At 60.3% G+C, this 20,816-nt stretch carries 19 protein-coding genes and 1 pseudogene; 2 read left to right on the forward strand and 18 right to left on the reverse strand.

What is annotated here, in order from left to right:
• A pseudogene (locus GSQ92_RS22185) lies at positions 1-1,456 on the forward strand (zincin-like metallopeptidase domain-containing protein); the annotation flags it as partial.
• Between the two features lie 363 nt (positions 1,457-1,819).
• Entirely contained in the window at positions 1,820-2,191 is a 372-nt protein-coding gene (locus GSQ92_RS22190) for a hypothetical protein (protein WP_159013995.1), read from the forward strand.
• Here GSQ92_RS22190 and GSQ92_RS22195 read toward each other — a convergent pair.
• The 18 genes from GSQ92_RS22195 to GSQ92_RS22280 all read right to left on the reverse strand — a co-directional run.
• Entirely contained in the window at positions 2,145-3,278 is a 1,134-nt protein-coding gene (locus GSQ92_RS22195) for an acyltransferase (RefSeq protein WP_159013996.1), read from the reverse strand. The genes GSQ92_RS22190 and GSQ92_RS22195 overlap by 47 nt on opposite strands.
• A gap of 7 nt (positions 3,279-3,285) precedes the next feature.
• Positions 3,286-4,119, reverse strand: a complete 834-nt coding sequence (gene bla / locus GSQ92_RS22200; RefSeq protein WP_216856905.1) for a class A beta-lactamase — start codon at positions 4,117-4,119, stop codon at positions 3,286-3,288.
• 150 nt (positions 4,120-4,269) lie between these two features.
• Positions 4,270-5,529: a TrbI/VirB10 family protein gene (locus GSQ92_RS22205; protein ID WP_216856906.1), complete on the reverse strand. Its 1,260-nt coding sequence runs from the start codon at positions 5,527-5,529 to the stop codon at positions 4,270-4,272.
• 113 nt (positions 5,530-5,642) lie between these two features.
• Positions 5,643-6,017 carry a hypothetical protein gene (locus GSQ92_RS22210; protein ID WP_159013997.1) on the reverse strand — a complete coding sequence of 125 codons (375 nt, stop codon included), beginning with the start codon at positions 6,015-6,017 and terminating at the stop codon, positions 5,643-5,645.
• A 65-nt stretch (positions 6,018-6,082) separates the two neighbouring features.
• Positions 6,083-7,189: a P-type conjugative transfer protein TrbG gene (gene trbG / locus GSQ92_RS22215; RefSeq protein ID WP_159013998.1), complete on the reverse strand. Its 1,107-nt coding sequence runs from the start codon at positions 7,187-7,189 to the stop codon at positions 6,083-6,085.
• A 14-nt stretch (positions 7,190-7,203) separates the two neighbouring features.
• A complete protein-coding gene (gene trbF, locus GSQ92_RS22220) occupies positions 7,204-7,875 on the reverse strand; it encodes a conjugal transfer protein TrbF (RefSeq protein WP_216856907.1) in 672 nt (223 codons plus the stop codon).
• Between the two features lie 114 nt (positions 7,876-7,989).
• Positions 7,990-9,237, reverse strand: a complete 1,248-nt coding sequence (gene trbL, locus GSQ92_RS22225) for a P-type conjugative transfer protein TrbL (RefSeq protein ID WP_159014000.1) — start codon at positions 9,235-9,237, stop codon at positions 7,990-7,992.
• Positions 9,238-9,415: 178 nt separating this feature from the next.
• Positions 9,416-10,150, reverse strand: coding sequence for a P-type conjugative transfer protein TrbJ (gene trbJ / locus GSQ92_RS22230; RefSeq protein WP_159014001.1), 735 nt, complete (start codon positions 10,148-10,150; stop codon positions 9,416-9,418).
• The gene (locus tag GSQ92_RS22235; protein WP_159014018.1) at positions 10,143-12,602 is read right to left on the reverse strand and encodes a transporter; all 2,460 of its coding nucleotides are present in this window, start codon (positions 12,600-12,602) and stop codon (positions 10,143-10,145) included. Before GSQ92_RS22235 ends, trbJ begins: the two co-directional genes overlap by 8 nt.
• 2 nt (positions 12,603-12,604) lie before the next feature.
• On the reverse strand, positions 12,605-12,889 hold the full coding sequence (gene trbD, locus GSQ92_RS22240; RefSeq protein ID WP_159014019.1) for a conjugal transfer protein TrbD: 285 nt from the start codon (positions 12,887-12,889) through the stop codon (positions 12,605-12,607).
• Between the two features lie 3 nt (positions 12,890-12,892).
• A complete protein-coding gene (locus tag GSQ92_RS22245; RefSeq protein ID WP_216856908.1) occupies positions 12,893-13,216 on the reverse strand; it encodes a TrbC/VirB2 family protein in 324 nt (107 codons plus the stop codon).
• Between the two features lie 159 nt (positions 13,217-13,375).
• Positions 13,376-14,296: a P-type conjugative transfer ATPase TrbB gene (gene trbB / locus GSQ92_RS22250; RefSeq protein WP_254066664.1), complete on the reverse strand. Its 921-nt coding sequence runs from the start codon at positions 14,294-14,296 to the stop codon at positions 13,376-13,378.
• A 213-nt stretch (positions 14,297-14,509) separates the two neighbouring features.
• Complete coding sequence (locus tag GSQ92_RS31825) at positions 14,510-14,785, reverse strand: helix-turn-helix domain-containing protein (RefSeq protein WP_371418578.1); 276 nt, start codon at positions 14,783-14,785, stop codon at positions 14,510-14,512.
• 190 nt (positions 14,786-14,975) lie between these two features.
• Positions 14,976-15,392: a hypothetical protein gene (locus GSQ92_RS22260; RefSeq protein WP_159014004.1), complete on the reverse strand. Its 417-nt coding sequence runs from the start codon at positions 15,390-15,392 to the stop codon at positions 14,976-14,978.
• A gap of 295 nt (positions 15,393-15,687) precedes the next feature.
• Positions 15,688-16,074 carry a helix-turn-helix domain-containing protein gene (locus GSQ92_RS22265; protein WP_216856909.1) on the reverse strand — a complete coding sequence of 129 codons (387 nt, stop codon included), beginning with the start codon at positions 16,072-16,074 and terminating at the stop codon, positions 15,688-15,690.
• Between the two features lie 42 nt (positions 16,075-16,116).
• Positions 16,117-16,404, reverse strand: coding sequence for a helix-turn-helix transcriptional regulator (locus GSQ92_RS22270; RefSeq protein ID WP_159014006.1), 288 nt, complete (start codon positions 16,402-16,404; stop codon positions 16,117-16,119).
• A gap of 773 nt (positions 16,405-17,177) precedes the next feature.
• On the reverse strand, positions 17,178-17,468 hold the full coding sequence (locus GSQ92_RS22275) for a helix-turn-helix domain-containing protein (RefSeq protein WP_159014007.1): 291 nt from the start codon (positions 17,466-17,468) through the stop codon (positions 17,178-17,180).
• Between the two features lie 437 nt (positions 17,469-17,905).
• Positions 17,906-20,816, reverse strand: a 2,911-nt coding sequence (locus GSQ92_RS22280) for a hypothetical protein (RefSeq protein ID WP_216856910.1), incomplete at its 5' end; no start/stop codon positions are given.

Consider the following 20,816-nt stretch of genomic DNA (forward strand, 5'->3'; position numbering starts at 1 on the left):
TGATTTATGCCGATATCGGCATAAGGGCCATTGGACGGGGGCGCCAGGGCGGCTTGATCGCGATCTGGCGCATCCCTTCGGCAGCGAAGGCTATGCTCGTGAGGAACTGCGCGCCGAGATCGCATCCTTGATCGTCGGCACGGAGATCGGCGTGGGTCATGATCCGTCTCGGCACGCAGCCTATGTGGGAGGCTGGATCAAGGCGCTTGAAGACGACCCGCAAGAGCTCTTTAGAGCGGCGGCTGACGCCGAGAAGATCGCGACAATATTGCGCGGTTTCGAGAAAGCCCGCGAGCAGGACCAAGGTCTGACAGGCAGCCAGTCACGAGGAGAGGCCGCAGAAACCGGGACCGGTTATGTCCGGGCGCCAACCCTAGTCCCGGAGGATCACCCCATCATGCAAACGAGCAATGAGCGCAGCTACCTCGCCGTTCCCTTCGCCGAAAAGGATGAGGCCAAGGCACTCGGCGCGAAATGGGATCGAGAAGCGGAATCCTGGTTCGTGCCGCTTGGCACGGATCTGGCGCCGTTCAACGCTTGGCTACCGACCCGAGACGATCTGCATGTCGCATCGTCGTTGGACCCAAGGGCTGAGTTTGCCGACGCTCTGCGCAACGCTGGCCTCGAAATCGACGGCCCACCAGAGATGAATGGCCAGCTTCAGCGTGTGCGCGTGGCCGGGGACGCGGGCCAGCAGCGCAGCGGCGCTTATGTCGGGTATCTGGACGGCCATCCGGCCGGCTATATCCAGAATTTTAAGACGGGCCTCCAGCAAAACTGGAAAAGCGGCGCTCCCATACAGGCACTCGGCGTGCAGGATCGTGCGCGGTTGACGGCCGAGGCTGCGCAAAAAGCCCGCGATCGCGCGGTTGGGCGCGAGACCATGGCGCAGGCCGCGGCGCTCACCGCTGAAACCGCCTGGTCGGCCGCGCAAGCAGCGTCAGCTGACCACCACTACCTTGTGGCGAAGGGTATCAGCCCTGGCGAACTGCGTGTAGGCGCGCCAGGCCAGACGATCGCGACGACGGACAGGTATGGGCGGCCGAAGAATGTCAGTGTGGAAGGCCGGCTGCTGGTTCCCCTGCGGGACGAAAACGGCAAGCTGTGGAGCTTGCAAACGATCGATGCAGACGGGACGAAGTCGTTTCACAAGGGCGGCCGTGTGGAAGGCTTGCATGCCCTCATTGGGGGCGAGCTGAAACATCATGAGGCGGCCATCATAGCGGAGGGCTATGCCACGGCTTCCACGATCCATCAGGCCATCGGCGTTCCCGTGATCGCTGCCTTCAATGCCGGAAATATCGCGCCGGTCGCGCAACTGTTCCGCGACCAGCATCCGGAGCGGAGCGTCATCATCGCCGGGGACAACGATCATACCAAACGGGCCGATGCCAATGTAGGTCGCCGGAAAAGCGAGGAGGCCGCCGTTGCGGTCGCGGGATATACACTACTTCCGGATTTCGCGCCGGGCGATCGGGGCACGGATTGGAATGACTATCAGCAAAGTCATGGCATTGAGGCGACCTCTCTAGCCCTCCGGTCTGGTATGCGAGCCATCGAGGCGCGACAGATTGCTGCGGAGGCAACGGCTCTTCGTGAGGAACAACGCGGCGAGACTTTGACGCATGAGCAGAACGAGGAACGCCAGCAACACGCGCATGAAGATGAGGATGTAGAAATGGGACTCGTTGAGCGCGGTCATGAAAGCGAGCGCGAGAAGGAGCAGGAACGGAGCGTCTGTTTCGGCCGTTAGGAGTGCCCGGCTATCGCGACCGTTTGGCTTGGCGAAAATGGGTTTGAACAATTGCAGGAGGGCAAAATGCCGAACGTTCTGAAGGGCCTTGCCGTAGCGCTCCTGGCTTATGGCGGCATTTTTCTAGCGGTCATCCTTTCGCCGGTCGTAATCCTGCTCGGCCTGTGGTCCGGGCTTTGCCTCTTGGGCGCGGCGTTCATGTTCTTTTTCTGGCTGCTTATCACCCATGACCCCAACACCATACATGGTGCCCTCTATCTCCTGGCGTGGGGTTCGCCGCCATGCCTTGCGGCCGGCGTGCTTGGCTACTGCCGGGGCCAGCCCCGGGCACGCAGGATTCAATGCGGCAGGATGCCCCATTTCAATAAGCTACGTCAGCAGCCACTAGCAATCATGCAGCGACGATCGCCACAGGACGGACCAGGCGTCGCCGGATGAGGTGGTTCAATGGCTCGGCATAGAGCGTCGCGATCACCGCGCTCAGAAGGGCTGACAGGACCAAGAAGGCAGCCAAAAGCAGCAATTTGTCATTTCCGACGATGAAGTGAGGGGGGAATAATGTTCGCATCGCTCCAAGCACAAGGAGGTGGAATAGGTAGAGTTCATAGCTAAGCCGTCCGAACCATTCGAAAGCCGGAGAGCCACTGTGTTTGAGGATGGGTCCGGATGGCCGATGGCGTGCTCCCACCAACAGCACCGCCGTGCCTAGGGCCATCGCTGTGATGCCGAGCACATCGGTTTGCCCGATCGGCCGATACAGATAAAGAAAAGTCATAGCTGCGAGGGTGACGGCTTGTGGAATTGTCGTTGCGAGACCGTGCATGGGTATCCGTCTGGCGAGCAAGGCCGTGCAGCAGCCGATGGCGATCCCGTCGAAGCAAGCAAAATAATTGTAGAGAAAGTCAGCTTCATCACCTTGATGGGCAAAGCGGTACAGCGGGCCGATGATGATAAGTACAGTCCAGAAGGCAAGCAGACGCGACTCCCGTCGAAGGCCAAGGCAGAGAATGGGGAACGAGAGATAGAACACTTCTTCGACCGACAAGGACCACAGCACGCCAAGGGGATAGTTGACCCATCCGTGTAGGCTGATCAGTACATTCATCCAGAAGGTTAGGGATGCAAGATTTACAACCCAAAATGAAACTGGCGTTCCCGCCGCCATGTGATTCTGGAAGATATCGACGCCGCCTAGCGCGAGCATGTTGACGGTGACAAGCAGCAATAGGAGGCAGGGGAGGATGCGCGCGATACGTAGTCCGTAAAATGTCCACGCGTTAATGCCAATAAGTTCAGGCCAACGACGAGCGGCATTCGAAGTGATCAGATAGCCGGAAATGACAAAGAACATTGTCACTCCATAGTTGCCGTTCCGCATGACGGCATGAACGGCATCCCACCCAAACGCCCCTGAAAGGGTCGTATCACTCAGCGGGTAGGCGATGTTGAAGTGGTGCAAGAGCACAAGAAGAATGGACATGCCTCGGATCATGTCGATCCGGGGGTTACGAAGGCCGATGCTCATAATAGCCTCAACCGACGACCCATCTTACGAATGCGGATCCCGCGTTGCGCAAGACGGCTTCTCGAGCGTCCATGCTGAGCTTGGGTGCATCATAATATGCTGCCACAAGAATCGGCGCGTGCCCGGGCGGCCTCACGATCGCATAGTCGTTGGTTTCTTCCCCCAAGCTCGTTCCTGGCCTGTCGCCCGCGATCCAATCCGGAGGCAAAGCCGATCTTATTCTTTTTAGACCTGGCTTGCAGGCAATCATGCCGGCTTCCAACTGATCGCGAGATCTGGGGCTTAGAACCTCGCCTAGAAGGATTTTTTGCGCGGAGCCGACAATTGCTCGCGGCGACGTCGTGTCGAGCATGCCACTATATTCGTTGGATGCAGGCTCATACCGATCGGAGCGGGTGGTCAAATCTCCAAGGCCCCGGAGAAATCGTGTCAAACCTGGCGGACCGCCCACGCTCCGCATAAGCAGCACCGCAGCCGTATTGTCGCTCACCTCCAGCATAGCCTGGCATAGGGCTTCGACCGACATCGCACCTCTGCTGACATTTACCTTCGTTATCGGCGAAGTGAAGATGAGGTCTTTCTCGCCGTATCCCACCATTCGCGTGAGTTCCTCCTTACCGGCATCTACGCGCGAGAGTACCAGACCAGCGAGAAGCCCCTTGAAGGTACTGCACATCAGAAAGCGTTCATCGGCTCGATACGCTAAGGTCCGACCCGATCCGGTATCGACCGCGAATACGCCGAGACGCCCCCCATAACGGCGCTCAACGTCGGCAATGGAGTCCGCGGCGTCAGCTCCTGGGATCGCCAGTCCCATGCCGAGGAGCGTGACCCCGCCCACAGCTAACTTCCGACGATTTACAAGAACTGGCACAGGCGCTTCCCACAGTCGTTCAAGAACGTGGGATAGCATGCTGAAAAGGGATGGAAAAGGTGACTGGCTCTCACCCCACCGTCCGCATGGCAAGTTCTTCAGGCCGTCATTAGTGGCTCAGTTGCGGTCAGAAGCGCCGTAGGGAAGCGGCTGCATCCCGGTCCAAGGCCGCAACACCATATCCTTGGTCACCATGATGTTGAACAGGTAGCCGTTGCGGATTGTGAGCGTGGGCTGAATATCCAGGCCGCGCGCGATCAACATCGACCCTACGGTGTTCGCCTGCTGCCCGAGCGAAGCGGCGAGAATTTGCTCAGACGAGATCGTGCCACTCGAATTGTTCTGCGGCTGACTGAGCTGCGCGCCGGCCGAGAATAGGCTCGCGAGAATCGCAGATCCAAAAATGCGCAGATAATGGTTGTTTGCCTGGTCGCTAAAGCCGGCATAGCCGCCGACGTCAGACCCCGGCATCTGCCCGAGGTCGATGCTGTTGCCGTTAGGATAGATGATTCGGTTCCAGGCGACGAGAACCCGCGTCTGGCCGTAGGTAATGGCGCTCGAATAGATGCCTAAAAGGCGCGAGCCTTGTGGGACGAGGAGATACGTGCCGGTTGCGGTGTCATAGACGTTTTCTCTTACTTGGCCGATGATCTCGCCAGGAAGGTCGGAGTCGATCCCCCCTATCATCGTCGCAGGAATAATTGTGCCGGCTTGCACCTCGTAGGGCGATATTGGCGCGTTGATGCTGGACGCCAGGTAATCGCTGCTCGCGGCGCCGTCAGCCTGCGCGAGGAAATTGCGCTTGCCCGTTTGGTCGTTGGCTGCCGGATTGGCAGGCGGAGTGTTGATCGTGCCGCCACCCAAAAGACCGCCGAGGCCGCCATAGGACGGGATGAACGTCGTGCCGGCGCCACCGGCTTGCGGGTTTGGTTGCGGCGTGTGGACGAATGGGGCTGCTGCCGTGAGCGCTGGCGAGGTGGGAACAGTTTGGACGCTTCCGTGCTCCACCTGAGCCACCTGCATATTGGCCGATGAACCGGTCGATTGAATGGACGGCGGTGAGCCAATGGCCGTGACTTCAGATTGATAGTGGGCCTGGTCAATGGCCTCCCTCCGCTGCTCGTATTCAGACCAGGCTTGTATCTGGGCCTGTTGAATCGGGTTGAGGTGGACGTTCTCGGCTTGCCGCGGCGTCGGCGAGGCCGGCGCCGAGAGGGCTGGAGGAGGCGCCGGCGCGATAAGTCCTGCGGTCGGTGCGTTCGCCAACGCAGAGGAGGCACTGCCGGCTTGAGGCGTAGTCGTGGATGCCGATCCGAGATGCTTTTGTTCGTTCTCAATGCGCTGGTGGAAGGTATAGATGATCGCGAAGCCGATCACGAGGCACAAGCCGCAGGCAAAGAGCATCGGAACGCGATTGAGGCGACGAACACCCCTGCCGGTGACTACGCCGCTGGACGTGCTCGGCGACGTATCGGGGCTGAAATTCCCACTCATTGCGCCACGTCCCTGACAACAAAGGGTGACGTCGGCTGAAGATAGCCGGACACATCCCGCCCGAGAAAGGTGCTGGCCTCTCGGGTGCCATAATGCAGCCGGACCACACACCCGCCAAAGTTCCGCGACACGATGAGGCGAACGGTCTGTGTATCGCGAGCGCCAAAGCCGGTTTGGGTAATTGCAAACCCTTGAGTGCGGAGATCGGCTGCGAGCTCGTTAAGGAGCGGCGTGCTGCCAGAAGCGATCGGCCGGATCGCGAGGGTGGTCCGACCTGGTGGGTAAGCGGTAGCGAGATAGGACGAGACCGCCGAAGCAATCACCCGGTTGTCGGCAGGTGTGGTGGACGCGATGTAAGAAGCTTTCGGCATGGCCGCGCAGCCAGCTAGGCATAGAGCAAGCCCAGCGCCGGGTAGCTCAAAGCGCGGACCGCGCATTAGTGGACTCTTCCCTGATGTGTGATTTCAACCTCGTCCTGACTTCTGCCGACGCCCGAAATCAGAGCCGCGCGGTCGAGCACGCGATCGACAACATAGGTGTCACCCTCAGCGCGATAGTTGATGATCTCCTTAGTCGGACTAGAGAACCAGCTTCCGTCGTGGCCGAGCGCAACAAGCGCTGGGGAGTCGCCCGACAGGATCGAACGCGGGAACTGGATGTACGTCTTGATGCCGTCGCTGTACACTCTCAGGGGGCGCCATGATGGATTGCCGCCGCCCAGGGTATAGCCGAAGTCGAGCGATGCGAGATTAGCCCCGCTCGTCATGGTGTTGTCGACGTAATGCTGCTGGGCTTGCTGCTGATACGCCTGCCACTGCGCCCGCACATCATCCGGATAGGTGAATGAGATATCATCCGTGTGGGAATAGGTGTTGCTTACGAGCGTGATGTCGTAAAGCCGACGTGTGGTCGCGATGACGAGATTCGTCCGCAACCCGGCGTCGGTCGGCTTGACCGAGACAATGGTCTGCGCCGTCTCGCCGCCGCCAACGACGCCGGGCGTGATCAGCCATCGCACGCTATCGCCGGATTTGATGTCATTGATCAATTCGCCGGGTTGCAAGGAGATGTTACAGACGTAGAGCGGCGAACACACGACAGACGGGATTGAAGCGCCGAACATATAATTGACGGACCCATTCGTGCCCTCGCCTGGTGAGGCCATGCGGTTCCGCCATCGGCGCGAAATCGCCGCCGCCGTTACCTGACGCGGCGTAAGACCCACATTAGGCGACAGCAGGGACAGAGGGGGCGGCGGGTGGTTCGGCAGCGCCGCCATCACACCCCCGTTCGGCAAGGAGACCATGGTGGGACGCGGAATACAGCGCGGCGTGGCTGCGCTCGACCTCTCAGTCTGCAACGGCGGCAGGGCCGCATGCGCTGTTGTGCTCTCCAGAGGTGATGCTCCGAGGTTCGCCGGTGGAGTTGCAGGTTGCGGTGTCGCCGCTTGCGCGAAGGGGATGATCGCCGGAACAGTGAAGTTGTTTGCCGAAGCAGCCGAAGGCACGGCCGCGACGGCCAGCATGAGCGCCGTTCTTCGCATCGTCGGATTTTCCATTATTGAACCCTCGCCCAGCTAAAACTTTGGACGTAGAGCCCGGTCGGGTTGACGAGAACAGTTTCAGAATCGGTTGGTGGATGGAGGACGATCGTCACCGTCGCCTGCCAGTGCGATGTTGCCGCCATGGAGCCGTCACGGTCGTTGTTTTGCTCATCCCATTCGATGCGCCAGGTGTTTTCGCTGATGGGGAGGACTGATGTGATGTGAACGTTTACGGTCTCATTCTGAGCGCGGGTGAACGGGTCATTCGTCCGATAGAAATTGTTGAGGTCGCCGTAGGCGACGGTTTGGCGATCGACCATCCCATAGGCTTCAGTGATGATGTATCTCTCGGCACTCGCGTCGAGATAGATAGTGCGGACATCATTAATCCAGCGTGCGAGCTGGGCGCGGATCAGCCGTGTATCCGGTGTTGAGGCCACGTCCGCCCGCTCTGCCGCTAGCGCGTCGCCGAGCTGGTTGACCTCGACGATGTAGGGCACGAGGCGGCTTTGTGATCCGATGTCGACCACGCCACCGAGGGATACGACGGCGATAATCATCGCGAGGAAGAAGGCCGACCGCCACGACCGCGCTGCTTGAATGTAGCTGCCATACCGCTCGTTCCATTCGGCGCGAGCGGCAAGGTAGGTGTCCCTTGCCGCCGCCGCCGGATCAGGGGCGCTCACGGCACCCGCGGGGTCGACGGATGGAGCCCAAGTTTTGCGGAGCCGCCGCATGATATCATACATCCAATCAAGAAGAACGTGGCTGATGTGTCGCCTCCGCTTTGGAGGAACCCGTTAGCTCGGCCGGATGGTGTTGTCCGGATTTGGTGGTCGCGAGCCCGCAGAGTGTAGTGGAGATGGCGGCGGGGATGGCGGGGGTGATTGACTATCGCCCCGATGGCGGAGGTCCGCAGCCATTCGGAAGGTCATGGAACCGCGACTGGTTCGGGTGCCGGAGAGCCGGCCACCGATGTCAGACAGAGCCGCGTCTCCGAGGTTTCGGGCCGCACGGCCTGTCAGGCTGGCAAAATGAGCCAGACGGCCTCCCGGCCCGGCGCCGCCTGCCGCGGCCACCTGTTGGCTCGCCAGAGCCCCCGCAGCGCCTGTGGCGACGACAGCGCCTAGACCGGCCGTGCCAGCCGCCAAGGCCGTTGTAGCGGCTGTCCGGCCGACCCCAATGAAGCCGGAGCTGGTGCCAAGGGCGGCTCCGGACAATAGGCTGGCGGTCATGTCAGGCAGTTGCTTGGCGATCGCGGCCAGAACCAGTACGGTACCTATCAGCATCATGACCTGATCGTAGTTACCGCCAGTGAACGAGGTGGACTGCGCGGAGATGATTTGTGAGCCGATCCCGACGACGAGATTCAGCATGAACAGCTTGCCGCCGATCGCGATGGCATAGGTCAATGAGCGCATCGCGTAGTCTTTGGTCCAGCGGCTTCCACCGAAGCCGGTAAAGAGCACTAGGGCCGAGACAATAATGTAGGCCTCGATATTCACCATCACGGCCAGAGCGGCGATGAATGACATGACGATGACGATGACGAAGGCGGCGATCGCGTAAAACAGGTCCGCGCCAGGACTGTGCCAGGTCATGAGCGCCGTAACTTTCTGGCCCATATTGATGCCCGTCTCCAGAATCTGCGTGGGATTGGAGCCAGCCGTGCCTGAGGCCCTCGTGGCGGCCTGTTTGAACGAGGTGATGATGTCATCGGCAATGGTGCTCGACTGCTGAACCAGGAAGAAGAAGATCCCGAGGAAGAAAATCTGCGTCACCAGCTCTGCCAGGATTTCGGAGAGATCCGCACCACGAAAGGCCAACTGCCCCATCGCGTAGCAAAATTGGATGCCGGCGAGGCTCCAAAAAAGATCGAGCGCGAGAGTCTGTAGCGGACTGACCCAAGCCGCCGCCGCCGTCTGATATTGTGTCATCACCTGGTCGATGACCGTTTGCGCAATCGCCGGCCCGCAGGACAGCAAGCACGCGAGAACGCCTGTCGACACGACGAGGTGTCGTGGCAAGGCGCGGGGACCCGGCATCATCTGTACGTCTTCCCCGGATCGTTGAGAGGCAGAGCGGCCAACGGGTTGGACCACTGCTCCGGTGCCGCAACGCAAATAGGTCGGAGAAAAACTATGCTGGTCACGCCAGCGCCCACGGCACCGCCAACGCAAAGGGAGACGATGATAGTGACCATTGACGTGAAGCTCACGGCAGGCATCAATATTTGGTTCCCGCGTCGTCAAGCGGGGGGGCGCTGACGAAGTTTTGCCATTGCGCCTGAGATTGCGCGTCTTGCTGTGCGGATAGCGACTGTTGGTTAGCCTGAAGTTGGATTTGCACCATCATGAGCTGCCGGAGCTTCTCCGTCTCGCGCACCCCTTGGGAGGAGATTTCGGCAGAGTTTTGAATCGCCTGCATCTGTCCCGTAGCCGATCCAGCTTGGCTTTGGAGCTGCATCATGGTGTTGTTGTCTGCCTCGAGCTGATGATTTTGCGCGCTGACCGCGTTCATCGCCGAGGTGATGCCGTCCTTCGCTTGGGCTGACCAAGCGGCATATTGATCAGCCTGGTTCGCCAAGTTAGCTGGCACGGATGCCGCGCTACTTAGGAAACTCGAGAATGTGCCCATGGACGTGCCGGGATTCGAGAAGGAGAGTTGGCTCCCCTGCGACATAAGTCCCTGGACCTGCGCCATGTCTGACATTGCAGAGCTGTAAACCTGCTGAGGTATGGCCACGGTGTTTTGCACCATGTTCGCGTATTGTTGTAGCTGGGTAGAGTATTGCTGTAGCTGGGTCTCAACTTGTTGGAGCTGCTTCGCGTAGCCTATCAGCTGTTGAATGTCGGTGCTGCAATTGACGCAGGTCACGGCGAATTGTGCATGCGCTGGAACCGGCCGAAAAGATCCAATCGCTGCAAAGAGGGCGACCGCCCCGAGGGTCTGCTTAAGCATATGCAGTATAGTCTACCTCCTTCTCCTCAAGCCATTGGGCAGGCCAGCGAGCACCGAACTCTTGTTCGAGGTGTTCAATCCGGCGGATCGAATCCTTGTCGCCGACAGCGACAAAGGAGAGCGCAACAGGGCCGAGGCCGAGGTCGAACAGGCGCCGCCCTTCTGGGGATGCGTAGTAGTAATGCCGCTTTTTGATCGCGGCCTTGATGATCCCGATTTGTGCGTCATTCAGTCCCATCATTCGGTAGAGGTCACCCGGGCCCGGTACTTCGGCGGTTCCGATCTTATCGGCCTCCTCATTTGGAAGCATGATCTTAGTGGGGCAGCTTTCCATCAGGACATCGAGGATACCGGAGCGGACAGCATCGCTCAGACTTTGGGTCGCCATGAGCACCGCGCAGTTTGCTTTGCGCAGCGTCTTGAGCCAGTCCCGGATTTTCTCCCTGAAGACGGGATGGCCGAGCATGATCCATGCCTCATCGAGCGAGAGTAGGGCAGGCTGGCCCTTCAGCGAGCGCTCAAAGCGGCGGAAGAGATAGAGAAGAACCGGGATTGCAGAGGAGTCCCTCAGGCTCATCAGCTCATCCAGCTCGAAGACCACGAAAGGGTCATCGCTCAAGCTGTCCTCGCGACTATCGAGGAGATGCCCGAGGCTGCCACTGATGGTATAGACCATTAACGCGGATCGGATTGCTTCGTCCTGCACCGTGGCATTGAAATCGGTCAGGGACCGGAGCGGCGAACCCTGTAACGTGAGCATCGCCCGATGGATCTCCTCTCTCTGACGGGGAGTGGGCGCCTGGTCCGTCTGGAGCTGGTAGCAGGTCGCGATCCAGTCCTCCGCCCATGCCAGGTCGCCGGCGGTTTCCAGAACAGAAAGCGGGCAAAATGTTGGGCTCTTGCCATCGGCGCCGATGTCATAGTGGCCTCCGCCGCAAGCCTTTACTAACGCGAGCATGGACCGGCCTTTATCGAAAGCGCAGATCGTCGCGCCGTCATAACGCCGAAACTGCGCCGCCACGGTGCAAAGAAGCACCGATTTGCCGGCGCCGGTCGGGCCGAAGACGAGCGTGTGTCCCACATCGCCAACGTGGAGATTGAGCCGGAACGGCGTGGCGCCCGACGTCGCAGCGTGCAGGAGGGGCGGGGAGTCTTCCGGGAAGAGCGGACAAGGATTGCTTTGCAGTCCCGGCCAGACCGCTGCCAGGGGGAGCAGATCGGAAAGATTCAACGTGTGGATCAAAGGCCGCCGGACATTCGGCCGGAGGTGGCCCGGCAGACTGCCGAGCCACGCCTCCATGGTGTTGATTGTCTCTATGCGCGTCGTGAAGCCCTCGCGCGCGATTTCGCGGGCAATTATTCGGGCATTGTCTTCCAACACGACACGGCTTCGGTCCATCAAGACGATGACGGGCGTGTAATACCCAAACGTCACCAGCGACGAATTCGCGTCCGTCATCGCAGCCTCGGCCTGGCTCACCATGAGCAAGGCGTCTTCATTCACGATGCCGCCCTGCGTCTTGAAGATTTGCGCGGTGAAGCCGCGCACCGCCTGGCGCCACTTTCGACGATATTTCCGAAGTCCGGCCAGAGCTTCGTGCTGTTCGAGGTAGATAAATCGGCTCGACCAGCGGTAGGGGATCGCGAGGTGATCCAGGACGTCAAGGACGCCAGGCGACGATTCGGCTGGAAAGCCTTCGATGGCGACGCACATGATAAACTTGTCGCCAAGCCTCGGGGTGTCACCGCCCCAAAGATCACGGCCGCCCATGACGGCATCGAGATACATGCCGGAGGTGGGAATGTTCAGCTTGGCGTCGATCTCCCCGGTCAGACAAAACTGCAGATAGTCGACCAGCTCATCACGAAGATGCGCCCGGCCAGATCGATCTTCATGGGTGTAGCTTCGCATCCGCCGCATGCGGACGACATCGCCCATGCTGTTCTCGATGGTGCCCAGCGCTTCCTTGAAACGGGCCGTCGTCCGATCGGCGACTGATTCTCTAACCAGGCCATCGTCGTCGTAGATGAGGTCCACGATTTTGCTCTGCTGACGAAGCGGTGGGATGAATTGGACCACGAAGGCGTATTCGCTTTCGAAATGCGATCCCTCCCGCATGAATTGTTCACGACGCTCGCGGTCGATCAGCGCAGATATCTCGTCGGGGAAATATGAGTTCTCCGGCGGTGGGTAGGACGCGCTCGGCAGACGGACTGCGTCATGCCACGATGACCATCCGCCCCCTAGCCGCGCCAGCGTCGCGTTGATCCGTTGGGTTATGTAATTCCGCTCGTCCGCCGTCGAACTGGCGATGTCTTGTCCGCGATAGAACCAGCCGGCAAGAAGCGCGCCGCTTTTGCCTTGGACGATCCCGTCATCCATCAGGGCCGCCCAATCGAGCAAGTCGGAGAGTGCCTTGCTTCGATCATTATAGGGCTTGAGAGAGTGCATGTTTACTCCGTCCGCGCGGGGCGGGATCGAGGTGCGTAATGCGCGCGATAGGTGAGCTGGCGTCGATAGACACTGGTCATGTAGGGATCGTGCTTCGCCATGATCCGGAATGCGGCGATCCCGCCGAACCAAAGAATGGCGGCCGTGGCAAAGGACACGAAATTGAGGCCTGACATCATCAGGCCGACGGCAATGACGAGCGTGACCAGAACCGGCTCTCGTTCGCCCCCCAAGATCAGCGGCGGCCGGTAGAGCACGCGATAGAAGGGTGTCCGCCGTAAGGCCATGACTCACGCCACCAGCGCAGCACTCGTGAATAGGGTCGTCATGAACGTTGCGGCGCCGAGGATTATTGCAGCGACGAGAACCACATACATGATGCGGCGGGTGAACTCGGAGATTTCACCACCGAAGATGAGCATGCCGCCCGAGGCAACAATGCCGAGGAGCGCCAGTCCATATGCAACCGGGCCTTTGATATCATTCTCAAGGGTTTGAAGCGGACTATCCCACGGCAAGGTCCCCCCCGTATCGGAGGCATGTGCAAGGGTGGGCAAGACAAGCACGGCGGCCGCGAGGGCGACCGCGTAGATCGCATGGCGATTTTTAAACATCCTTTGGATCCTTCAGGTATTCGCGTCGTAGGCCGGGACAGCCCGGCTCAGATGGGGTCGCACGCCGCCTTATCCGTAACAGGGGTGCTGCTCGTCTTTGAAGTTGAATTCAGGCAGTATCTTCCTAGAGCTGCCAGACTCCGCCGCGGGGCGCAGAGCTCAGATTTCGGCGTTCTCGAAAACGTATCGGCCTCCGACATAGCCGTGGACGTTGACTACCTCTTGGATCCGTCGTCCTTCTGCCGTCTTGGCGATTGAGACGATGACGTCGACGGCTTCCGATATCAGCGCCTGCATCGGCGCCTGAGTGGCTTCAGCGATAAGCTGTTCTATGCGGATCAATCCCGCGCGGGCGCTGTTTGCGTGGACTGTGCAGATGCCACCGGGATGGCCCGTGTTCCAGGCTTTTAGAAGTGCAAGCGCCTCCGGCCCGCGCACCTCACCCAAACAGATTCGATCGGGGCGTAGACGCATTGTGAGCTTGAGGCACATGAGCTGATCGACGTGAGGCGACGTTCGCAACATAACGTGGTTTTCGATCTCACATTGCAGCTCGGGCGTATCTTCGATGATGACCAGGCGCTGGTCCGGGGCCGCTTCTGCAATAGATCGCAAGAGCGCGTTCGTTAAGGTCGTCTTGCCTGTCGTCGTACCCCCGACAACAAGGATGTTGCGGCGGTCACGGATGGCCCCTTCTATGGCCACACATTGGGGCGCAGTCATCACGCCGGAGCTCACGTAATCCGAGAGGGAATAGACCTTCACTGCCCGTCGGCGGATGGTAAAAGTCGGGGCCGCGACGATCGGGGGGATCAAGGCCTCGAAGCGCGAGCCGTCAAGTGGCAATTCGCATTCAAGAAATGGCCGCTCGCGCGTGATAGTCGTACGAAAAACAGCAGCGACGGTGCCCATGAGAGATTCGGCTCGCATGGCTGACATGAAACCGACGGGCGCCATATCGCCACCGAGGCGGTCTACCCATAGGGTGCCGTCCGGGTTCAGCATAATCTCGATGACATCGCGGTCCTCAAGAAGACCGCAGATGAGTGTCCCCAGCTCCCGGCGGAGCTTCTCGATCAAACGGCGCTGCAGTTCTTTCGAGGCGGTTGAAGCCTGCCCAGCCGATAAGTCATCCTGGGCGCGGTCCCTAGCGTCGCCGTGTGCCGATACCATACGTCAAATCAATCCAGTCAAAGAGATCACCGAGCTGACACCGTACGTCATATCAAAACCTACGGTTGCCGTAAAGCTTGGTCTGCAACCTTAAACGGCGTGGGAAATCAGCTTTCTAGTTTAGCGTCTGGAACGTGAGTAACGCTTGGTCAGAAAGTCGGGGTCGAGCAGATGATGGGGTTCCACACCGACTGCGCTCGCAATCTTGGCAATGTTGTCGATGCCGAGGTTCCATCGGCCGCTCTCCACTTGACTGAGATACGACTGACTTATGTTTGTCAGCTCGCAGAGATCCCGCTGACTTAAGCCAGCATTCTCCCTCGATAACTTGACGTTATTGCCAACGGTAAGTCTCAAATGAGTCTCTTTCTTCTCAGGAAACTTCCCGCGCCCCATCTCAACCAACAATCACGGGCGAATCCAGGATCGGATCCACGCTTCAGTTGGCTATCACAAAACACCAGCTTCATCACAGACCTCGAGAGCCGTCGCAGAGGCTGCTGAATCTGGTAACAACAGCCTTGGGGCGGGGTTTAGGCTGCCAGCAGCGGTGTGATGTGGCATTGGACGAAGGCGGTCCCCAGCATCACGGGCGGTCAGGAAGTTCCTCGAATTTTGTTAAATAGCGCTCCGACGGAAATCGCACATTGCGTGGGAGCACGACCTTGTCATGGATTGGCTGGAACGACTGATAGGCCCGCACCCAAAAGGCGACCGCTTCAAACTTTTCCGTCTCGCTGGAGGCGAGGGACGGGAGGTCCCGCCTATGGGTATCAGCGATCTTTGACGTAAAAACGCGAAGTTGTCGAAGAGCGTAAAAATATCTCCGTTGAGCTGCCCCTATCGCGCGTCGGCCTGCAGTCATTGTTGCGTTCAGGTTGTTTATCTCATCGCAGAGGGTGGCGTAGCTCTCCACTGCGGCTGCCATGAGTTCCGTCTTCTTAATATGCTGTGAGTTAGAGAGTTCAAAAGACATTGAGCGTTTTTCCACCGCGGGCATCATCTGTGTTCCATATCCTCCTTCGTCAGTGCCTAGGCGCACCTGACCTCGCCAATGCTGTTGCGATCAGGTCGCAGCCGCACTACGGCTTTAGGAGGCGAAGCTTCTCACTATATCTTTGCCGGCATAAGATCGCTTTACCTTCGCGTAACGCCCGGTTTGTGCGTGTCCCTGACGGAACCGACCTGCTTGTGTCAACACAACCTACTGCTTGTGCATCGTGACTTCAAGCCACAAAATTCGGCCGCCGCTAGATTTTTGCCCGCACGCCCCGGCCTGATTGGAAAACAAAAGACGCTCAGGAACCTCCGCTACGAGGGCGCTGGAGCATCGCACTTAGGTCGGCACCCAATACATCGGCGAGCGCGATCATTGTCCTCAACGTCACGTTCTTCCGACCGGTTTCAATGAGCGACAGATATTGCTGAGTGATACCCAAGCGGTCGGCTATCTCGGCCTGTGTCAGATCAGACTTCAAACGAGCCGCGCGGAGGTTGTCGCCAAAGACCGCTACCAGGTCTTTCGCGAGACATCCCCTTCTCAGTGCTTGGGCTGGCTCAGGGCCGGGCTGGCTGTATATCCGCTTCCGGCCAGCGGGTTTTCCGCTGGTCACCGAGGGTTCCGGCTGGACATCGCTTCCCTTGGTCCTTCCGCCAATTGAAACTGACTGGGGGCGCTTAGCCATTAATGATGTCCGCCTTGGCAGATGTCCGAGAGGCTCGCGATCTCACCGGCTCCCACGCCTTGCCATGCGGTTCGGAGGGCGCACGAGCTCGCCCACCTCTTGGCCGACCACGTTGCAGAGCCTGGCCATCGTCCGCAGCGTCAGATTGTGCTGGGCCGCCTCGATTTGCGAGACTGTCTGCTGGGCAAGACCCGAGACTTCGGCGACGTCCCGTTGCGTTAGCCCCGCCTCCATACGCGCCGCGCGGAAGCTCTCGGCGAAGACGCGTTGGAGGTGGAGGCCTGGCTCCTCATGAACTTTGGTCGAGGCTTTCGTCGAGCGTTGAGGCATTAACGGTTGTCCTTGCGCTTCTGGGTCTTGAAGTTCGCCATGGGATCAGAGGCGATGAGTTTGGGCCGTCGCATCATCCGATTTCTTAAGGTATCGAGCCCTGCGGATCTTTCCTAGCCATCCCTCGGCGTTGTCGCAACAAGTCTTGCTCAACGCGTTGCCGACGTTCGGCGAGTGCCGCGTGCGCCGCGCGAACGGCGGCAAGTGGAACGGAGGTCAATAGTATAGTACTTGAAGACTCTTCTCTTGCGTACGGACGCGCGGACTCTGTGTTTGGCGGTAGCAGAACGTAGGCATTGGCCGCCTGCCGAGACGCCGTTCCAGCTCCCCAGACGACGAGCACGCGTCGTCTTATACGGCGTAGCAGCCCGAGGCGTTCGAGTGCTGCAATGCCGTCGGCGACCGTGCTCCGCGCCAACCCGGTTACACGCGCGAGAGCGCAGTAAGATATCGTCAGAGACGCGCGGCCAGGATGGCGGGCGGTCCAGACGAGGTTGTCGAGCAAAACGAATTGATGCGGGGTCAGGAGACGACGTCGCACCAGCAACCGCCCGCGCCGGCTGAGTGCGCCGGCTTCACGCGGTGAGAGAGAGATGTGGGTCATGGCATGTCCTCGAGGATTGAGGCGCGCCGTTGGCCGCACACAGGACGCAGCCGTCCGATCGCAAGGCAAGGCTTGCGTTTGGACCCGTGTCACGCAGATCTAATCGTCTATATCGGACGATGCTGCTTTGACTGCATCCTGCGTCGCCCCGACGGGCGCCGTTGATGGGTCAGCTGGTCTGATCGATCGGATTTCGCGGCCGTTGCGCGCGACCATTCGATTGCGCTGTGCAGAGCTCCGCTGGCTCGCATTCCAGCGCATCTGCGAGGATGGCGATCGTGTGGAGATCTGGATCGGCGCGCCCCTGCTCAATGAGAACGAGCAGGTCTTTGAGGATGCCGGACCGATGCGCGAGCGCTTCTAGCGTCAAGCCAAGGCGGCTGCGCGCACTCCAGACATTGCGGGCAAAAACAAATTCCAACCACACGGTCGTGCGGTCGTGATGATGAACAGAACGCATAATATAGACCCGTTATCAGCCTAATGATTGTGATCAGGTCGCCCTGCGCGCGCACGATGGAGCTATTGCGCGCGAGTGCCTTCGCGCGTCGAGCAGGCGACCTAAGGCGAATAAAATTCCGTGTGCTCTGTGCCGACCGCTCCATGGGAGCGGCCGAAACACGAGCCGATCATGGTGATCGGTTAGGAGAGCCCCTTTTGGTCACGGCATCGTCCCGATTGGGCGGCCGGCACTTAACAATTTGGATAAGTCGGCCCGCGGCGGCGGGCGAGGTAACAATCAGCGTCACGGTCAGCGGCCTCTTTTGTGAAAGCGGCCTGTCTTATAAGCGCGTGGATCCCTGAAACCGTGGACCGATCATGAACGGATTAGGCGAAATTTACACTTCGTTACAAATTTTCCTGCAAAGCAGTTCGGATACGGCGTCTGGTTAGCAGCTAGCTGTCGTGGGCGACGCTTAAGTCGGTCGAAGGTGAGCTTGCGACGCGCGCCCGGCGGACGATCATCTCAGGATCACTCGACTCCATTGTATCAAGGAAGGATGTGGCCTCCCGCACGAATCGGCTCCGGATCGCGTCACGCAATGCGACGACGCGGGGCTGGGTCGAGTCCGGCAGTAAAGGCCCTCGATAGAGGTCGATGGCGCGGTCGAACGCTTCCAACCGTTCGTCATGAGTTCGGTGCGCGTTAGAAAACAATGCGATCATCTCATCCAGGCGGCGGCGGTCAGTGATCACGAGTCTCTCGTTCAGCCGGAAGGCACCGTTCTCGAAGAGAACGGCCTCCGGGCGGAGCAGTGCCCGCAGGCGTTGAATGCTGACCCGCAGTCGCGCCATGGCGCGGTCAGCGTCGGCGCCGGGCCATAATTCATCCACAAGCTGCTGTAGAGAAACTCCATCGGACGGGGCCGCGGAGAGATGCTTGAGCAGATCAAAGGGTCTGTGCGGCGTCTTTCGGGTGCCGAGACGGCCCGCCTCGCCGTTGATTTTGATTTCGAACGGCCCGAGGCAATTGAGTTCGATCGGAAAAGGCCATGCCGGATGTATCGGCTCACCCGCGGGGGTGGAAATTCGCCATAGTTGGATGAGGCGCACGGTGCCCGTCGGATCAATATCGTGTTGCAAAGCGTCGCGAGCTAATCGTCCAAGGACGTCGGGACTCACCACCGAGACGCGTCGAGCGCCTAAGGCTTCGGCCTGGCGGGTGACGTCGGACCATAGGGCCCGGAACTCATCCCAATGCTGTTTGGTATGGGCGAGGCAGGCGGCAGCGAGCGCTGCTTGCAGCTTGGTCACCTTATTCCCGGTCGAGGCACTCAGTCGGAGCAGTTCCTGGATGGAGGTTCGCGCCGCATCATCGCCCAGCAGCGCCAGGGCCGTTGCGCGCAGCATCGCGTTCTGGCCCAGAGCCTGGATCGCTCCCTGGCTTTCGGCGCTTTGTCGTCCGGCGTCGGCTTTGGCGACAGCGCGGCGGAGATCGTTCCGGCTGAGCGCGACGACGCCTTCGAGGAAGTGCACTTCAGGTAGCTGAGCGGCGCCTGTGCTTTGGATACAGTCGTGGTGCTGCTTAAGCGCAGCCTCGGCGGCGGCATCGTCGCCGGCCGCCGCGTAGGCCTGGGTGGTGATCCAATAGGCGAGACCGAGGCGATGCCTCAGGCCGCGCCGCCTGGCGAAGCGGTCGAGCTCGCTCATCAGCGACCGCAGGGCTTTGTCGTCGGCGTCTCGATAGGCAATGCCGAGCGCCCCGAAATACCAGCTCATGACAGGTAGGTAGGCGGCGTCCTGCCGGTGCGCGTGGGAGGCAAGTTGCGCGTGTAATACCCGTGCGGCTGCAAGATCGCCGTGCCACCACAGCAGATGATTGACGAGCGCGGCGCCGAGAATGAACCGGCTCTCGGGCGTCAAGCGGGGCAGGAGGGCGGTTGCTTCCTGCCGTACGCCCGCGAGGTTGGTTTGGCTGGGGGCGCCCAGTAGGATGGCGATGAGGCGGCCGAGAATGAGGCGTGAGCGGATGGGCTCCGCGACCTCAGCCAGGCGATCGGTGAGCTCCGTCGCCGCCTCGACCAGAGCTCCTAGCCGGCGATCGATGATCATATTGGCGAGTGCGGCGTAGATCTGGCCGTTGACGGCCAGGGCGAGGTCCTGGCGGGTCAGCTGGGGCGCGAAGCGATCCCGGATGGTCGCCAGTTCCTGTGCGGCTGCCTGGGGCTGGAATGGTAGCAGGGCATAGGCGTGCCAAATTTGAATAGCCGGACGCTGACGCGCTGTGGCGGGCAATAGCCCGATAATTGCCCGAAGCTCCTGATTCTTGCCGCGGTCGATCACGGCAGTGGCGTGGTCGAGGATCACGCGCTGCGCATCGTCGACGGCACCGGCGTCGATCAGGAGGCGGAGCCCCGCCAGCAACTCCCCTCGGCGGATCAGAAGGTGACCTGTTGAGGCCCTCGCGGCCGCCACGGCTGCCGGAGACATCTGTTGCACGGCCCAGGCCTCGAGACGTTCGCTGAGCAGCTCGTGCTTACGGAACGCGGTGTCGCTGAGGCGGAAGACAAACCCTGTCGCCGCGCCGAGCCGAAGCAGAGCCGGGAAGGCTTCGGGTCCGCCAAGCGTCGCCCAGTCCTGCTCGACACCGGTTTGCAGGAACGCTGTGGCCAGTAGCGCCAGGCGATCCGATGCTTCGAGCCGAGCGAGCAAGGATTGAATTTGATCCAAGCTGGCGTGCAAAATCCCGGTCCGCTGGGGCAGGCAGTCGAGCCCGGCGATCCAGTAACCCGAGCGCCGCAGGGACGCGGCGAAGGCCTCGCGCGTCAGCGGCTCCTGTCGATCCGAAGCCTGCGCGAAATCCTCCCATTCATTCTCACTCACCTGGAGGTCGGTGATGCTCACGAGCCGCGAGCGGGGGATTGCCCTCCGTATGGCGGACGGTAGGGCCACCCGCGACAAGAGGATCAAACGGTCCTGGGGCCCGAGCGCCTTCGCGAGCTCAAGCAGCACCTGGGCCAGTGGGGCATCCGCCGGGAGACGGTGAAGATCGTCGACGACGAAGAGGATGGGAGGCCGCGTGCCTCCCTTGAAGAGAGCCCGGAACCAATGGGCCGAGAAGCTCTTCAGTTGAGAGAAAGCTTCCGGGGTATAGGCGGGGAGGGGCTCCTCATTGTCGCGGAGCTGTTCCTCGAGGGCTGATCCGACGAGCTGGAAGAAGGCCGCGATGTCCTCGTCGGCATCATCGGCCTGATACCAGATGGCGCGGCCCGTCCGCTGTAGGGCCCAATCGAAGCAAAGCCAGCTGGCGGCGAGGAAGGTCTTGCCGCTCGCCGGCGGACCCACAATGGCGATGACGCCGGCCTTC

The organism is Acidisoma sp. S159 (assembly GCF_009766125.1).
Classification (GTDB): domain Bacteria; phylum Pseudomonadota; class Alphaproteobacteria; order Acetobacterales; family Acetobacteraceae; genus Acidisoma.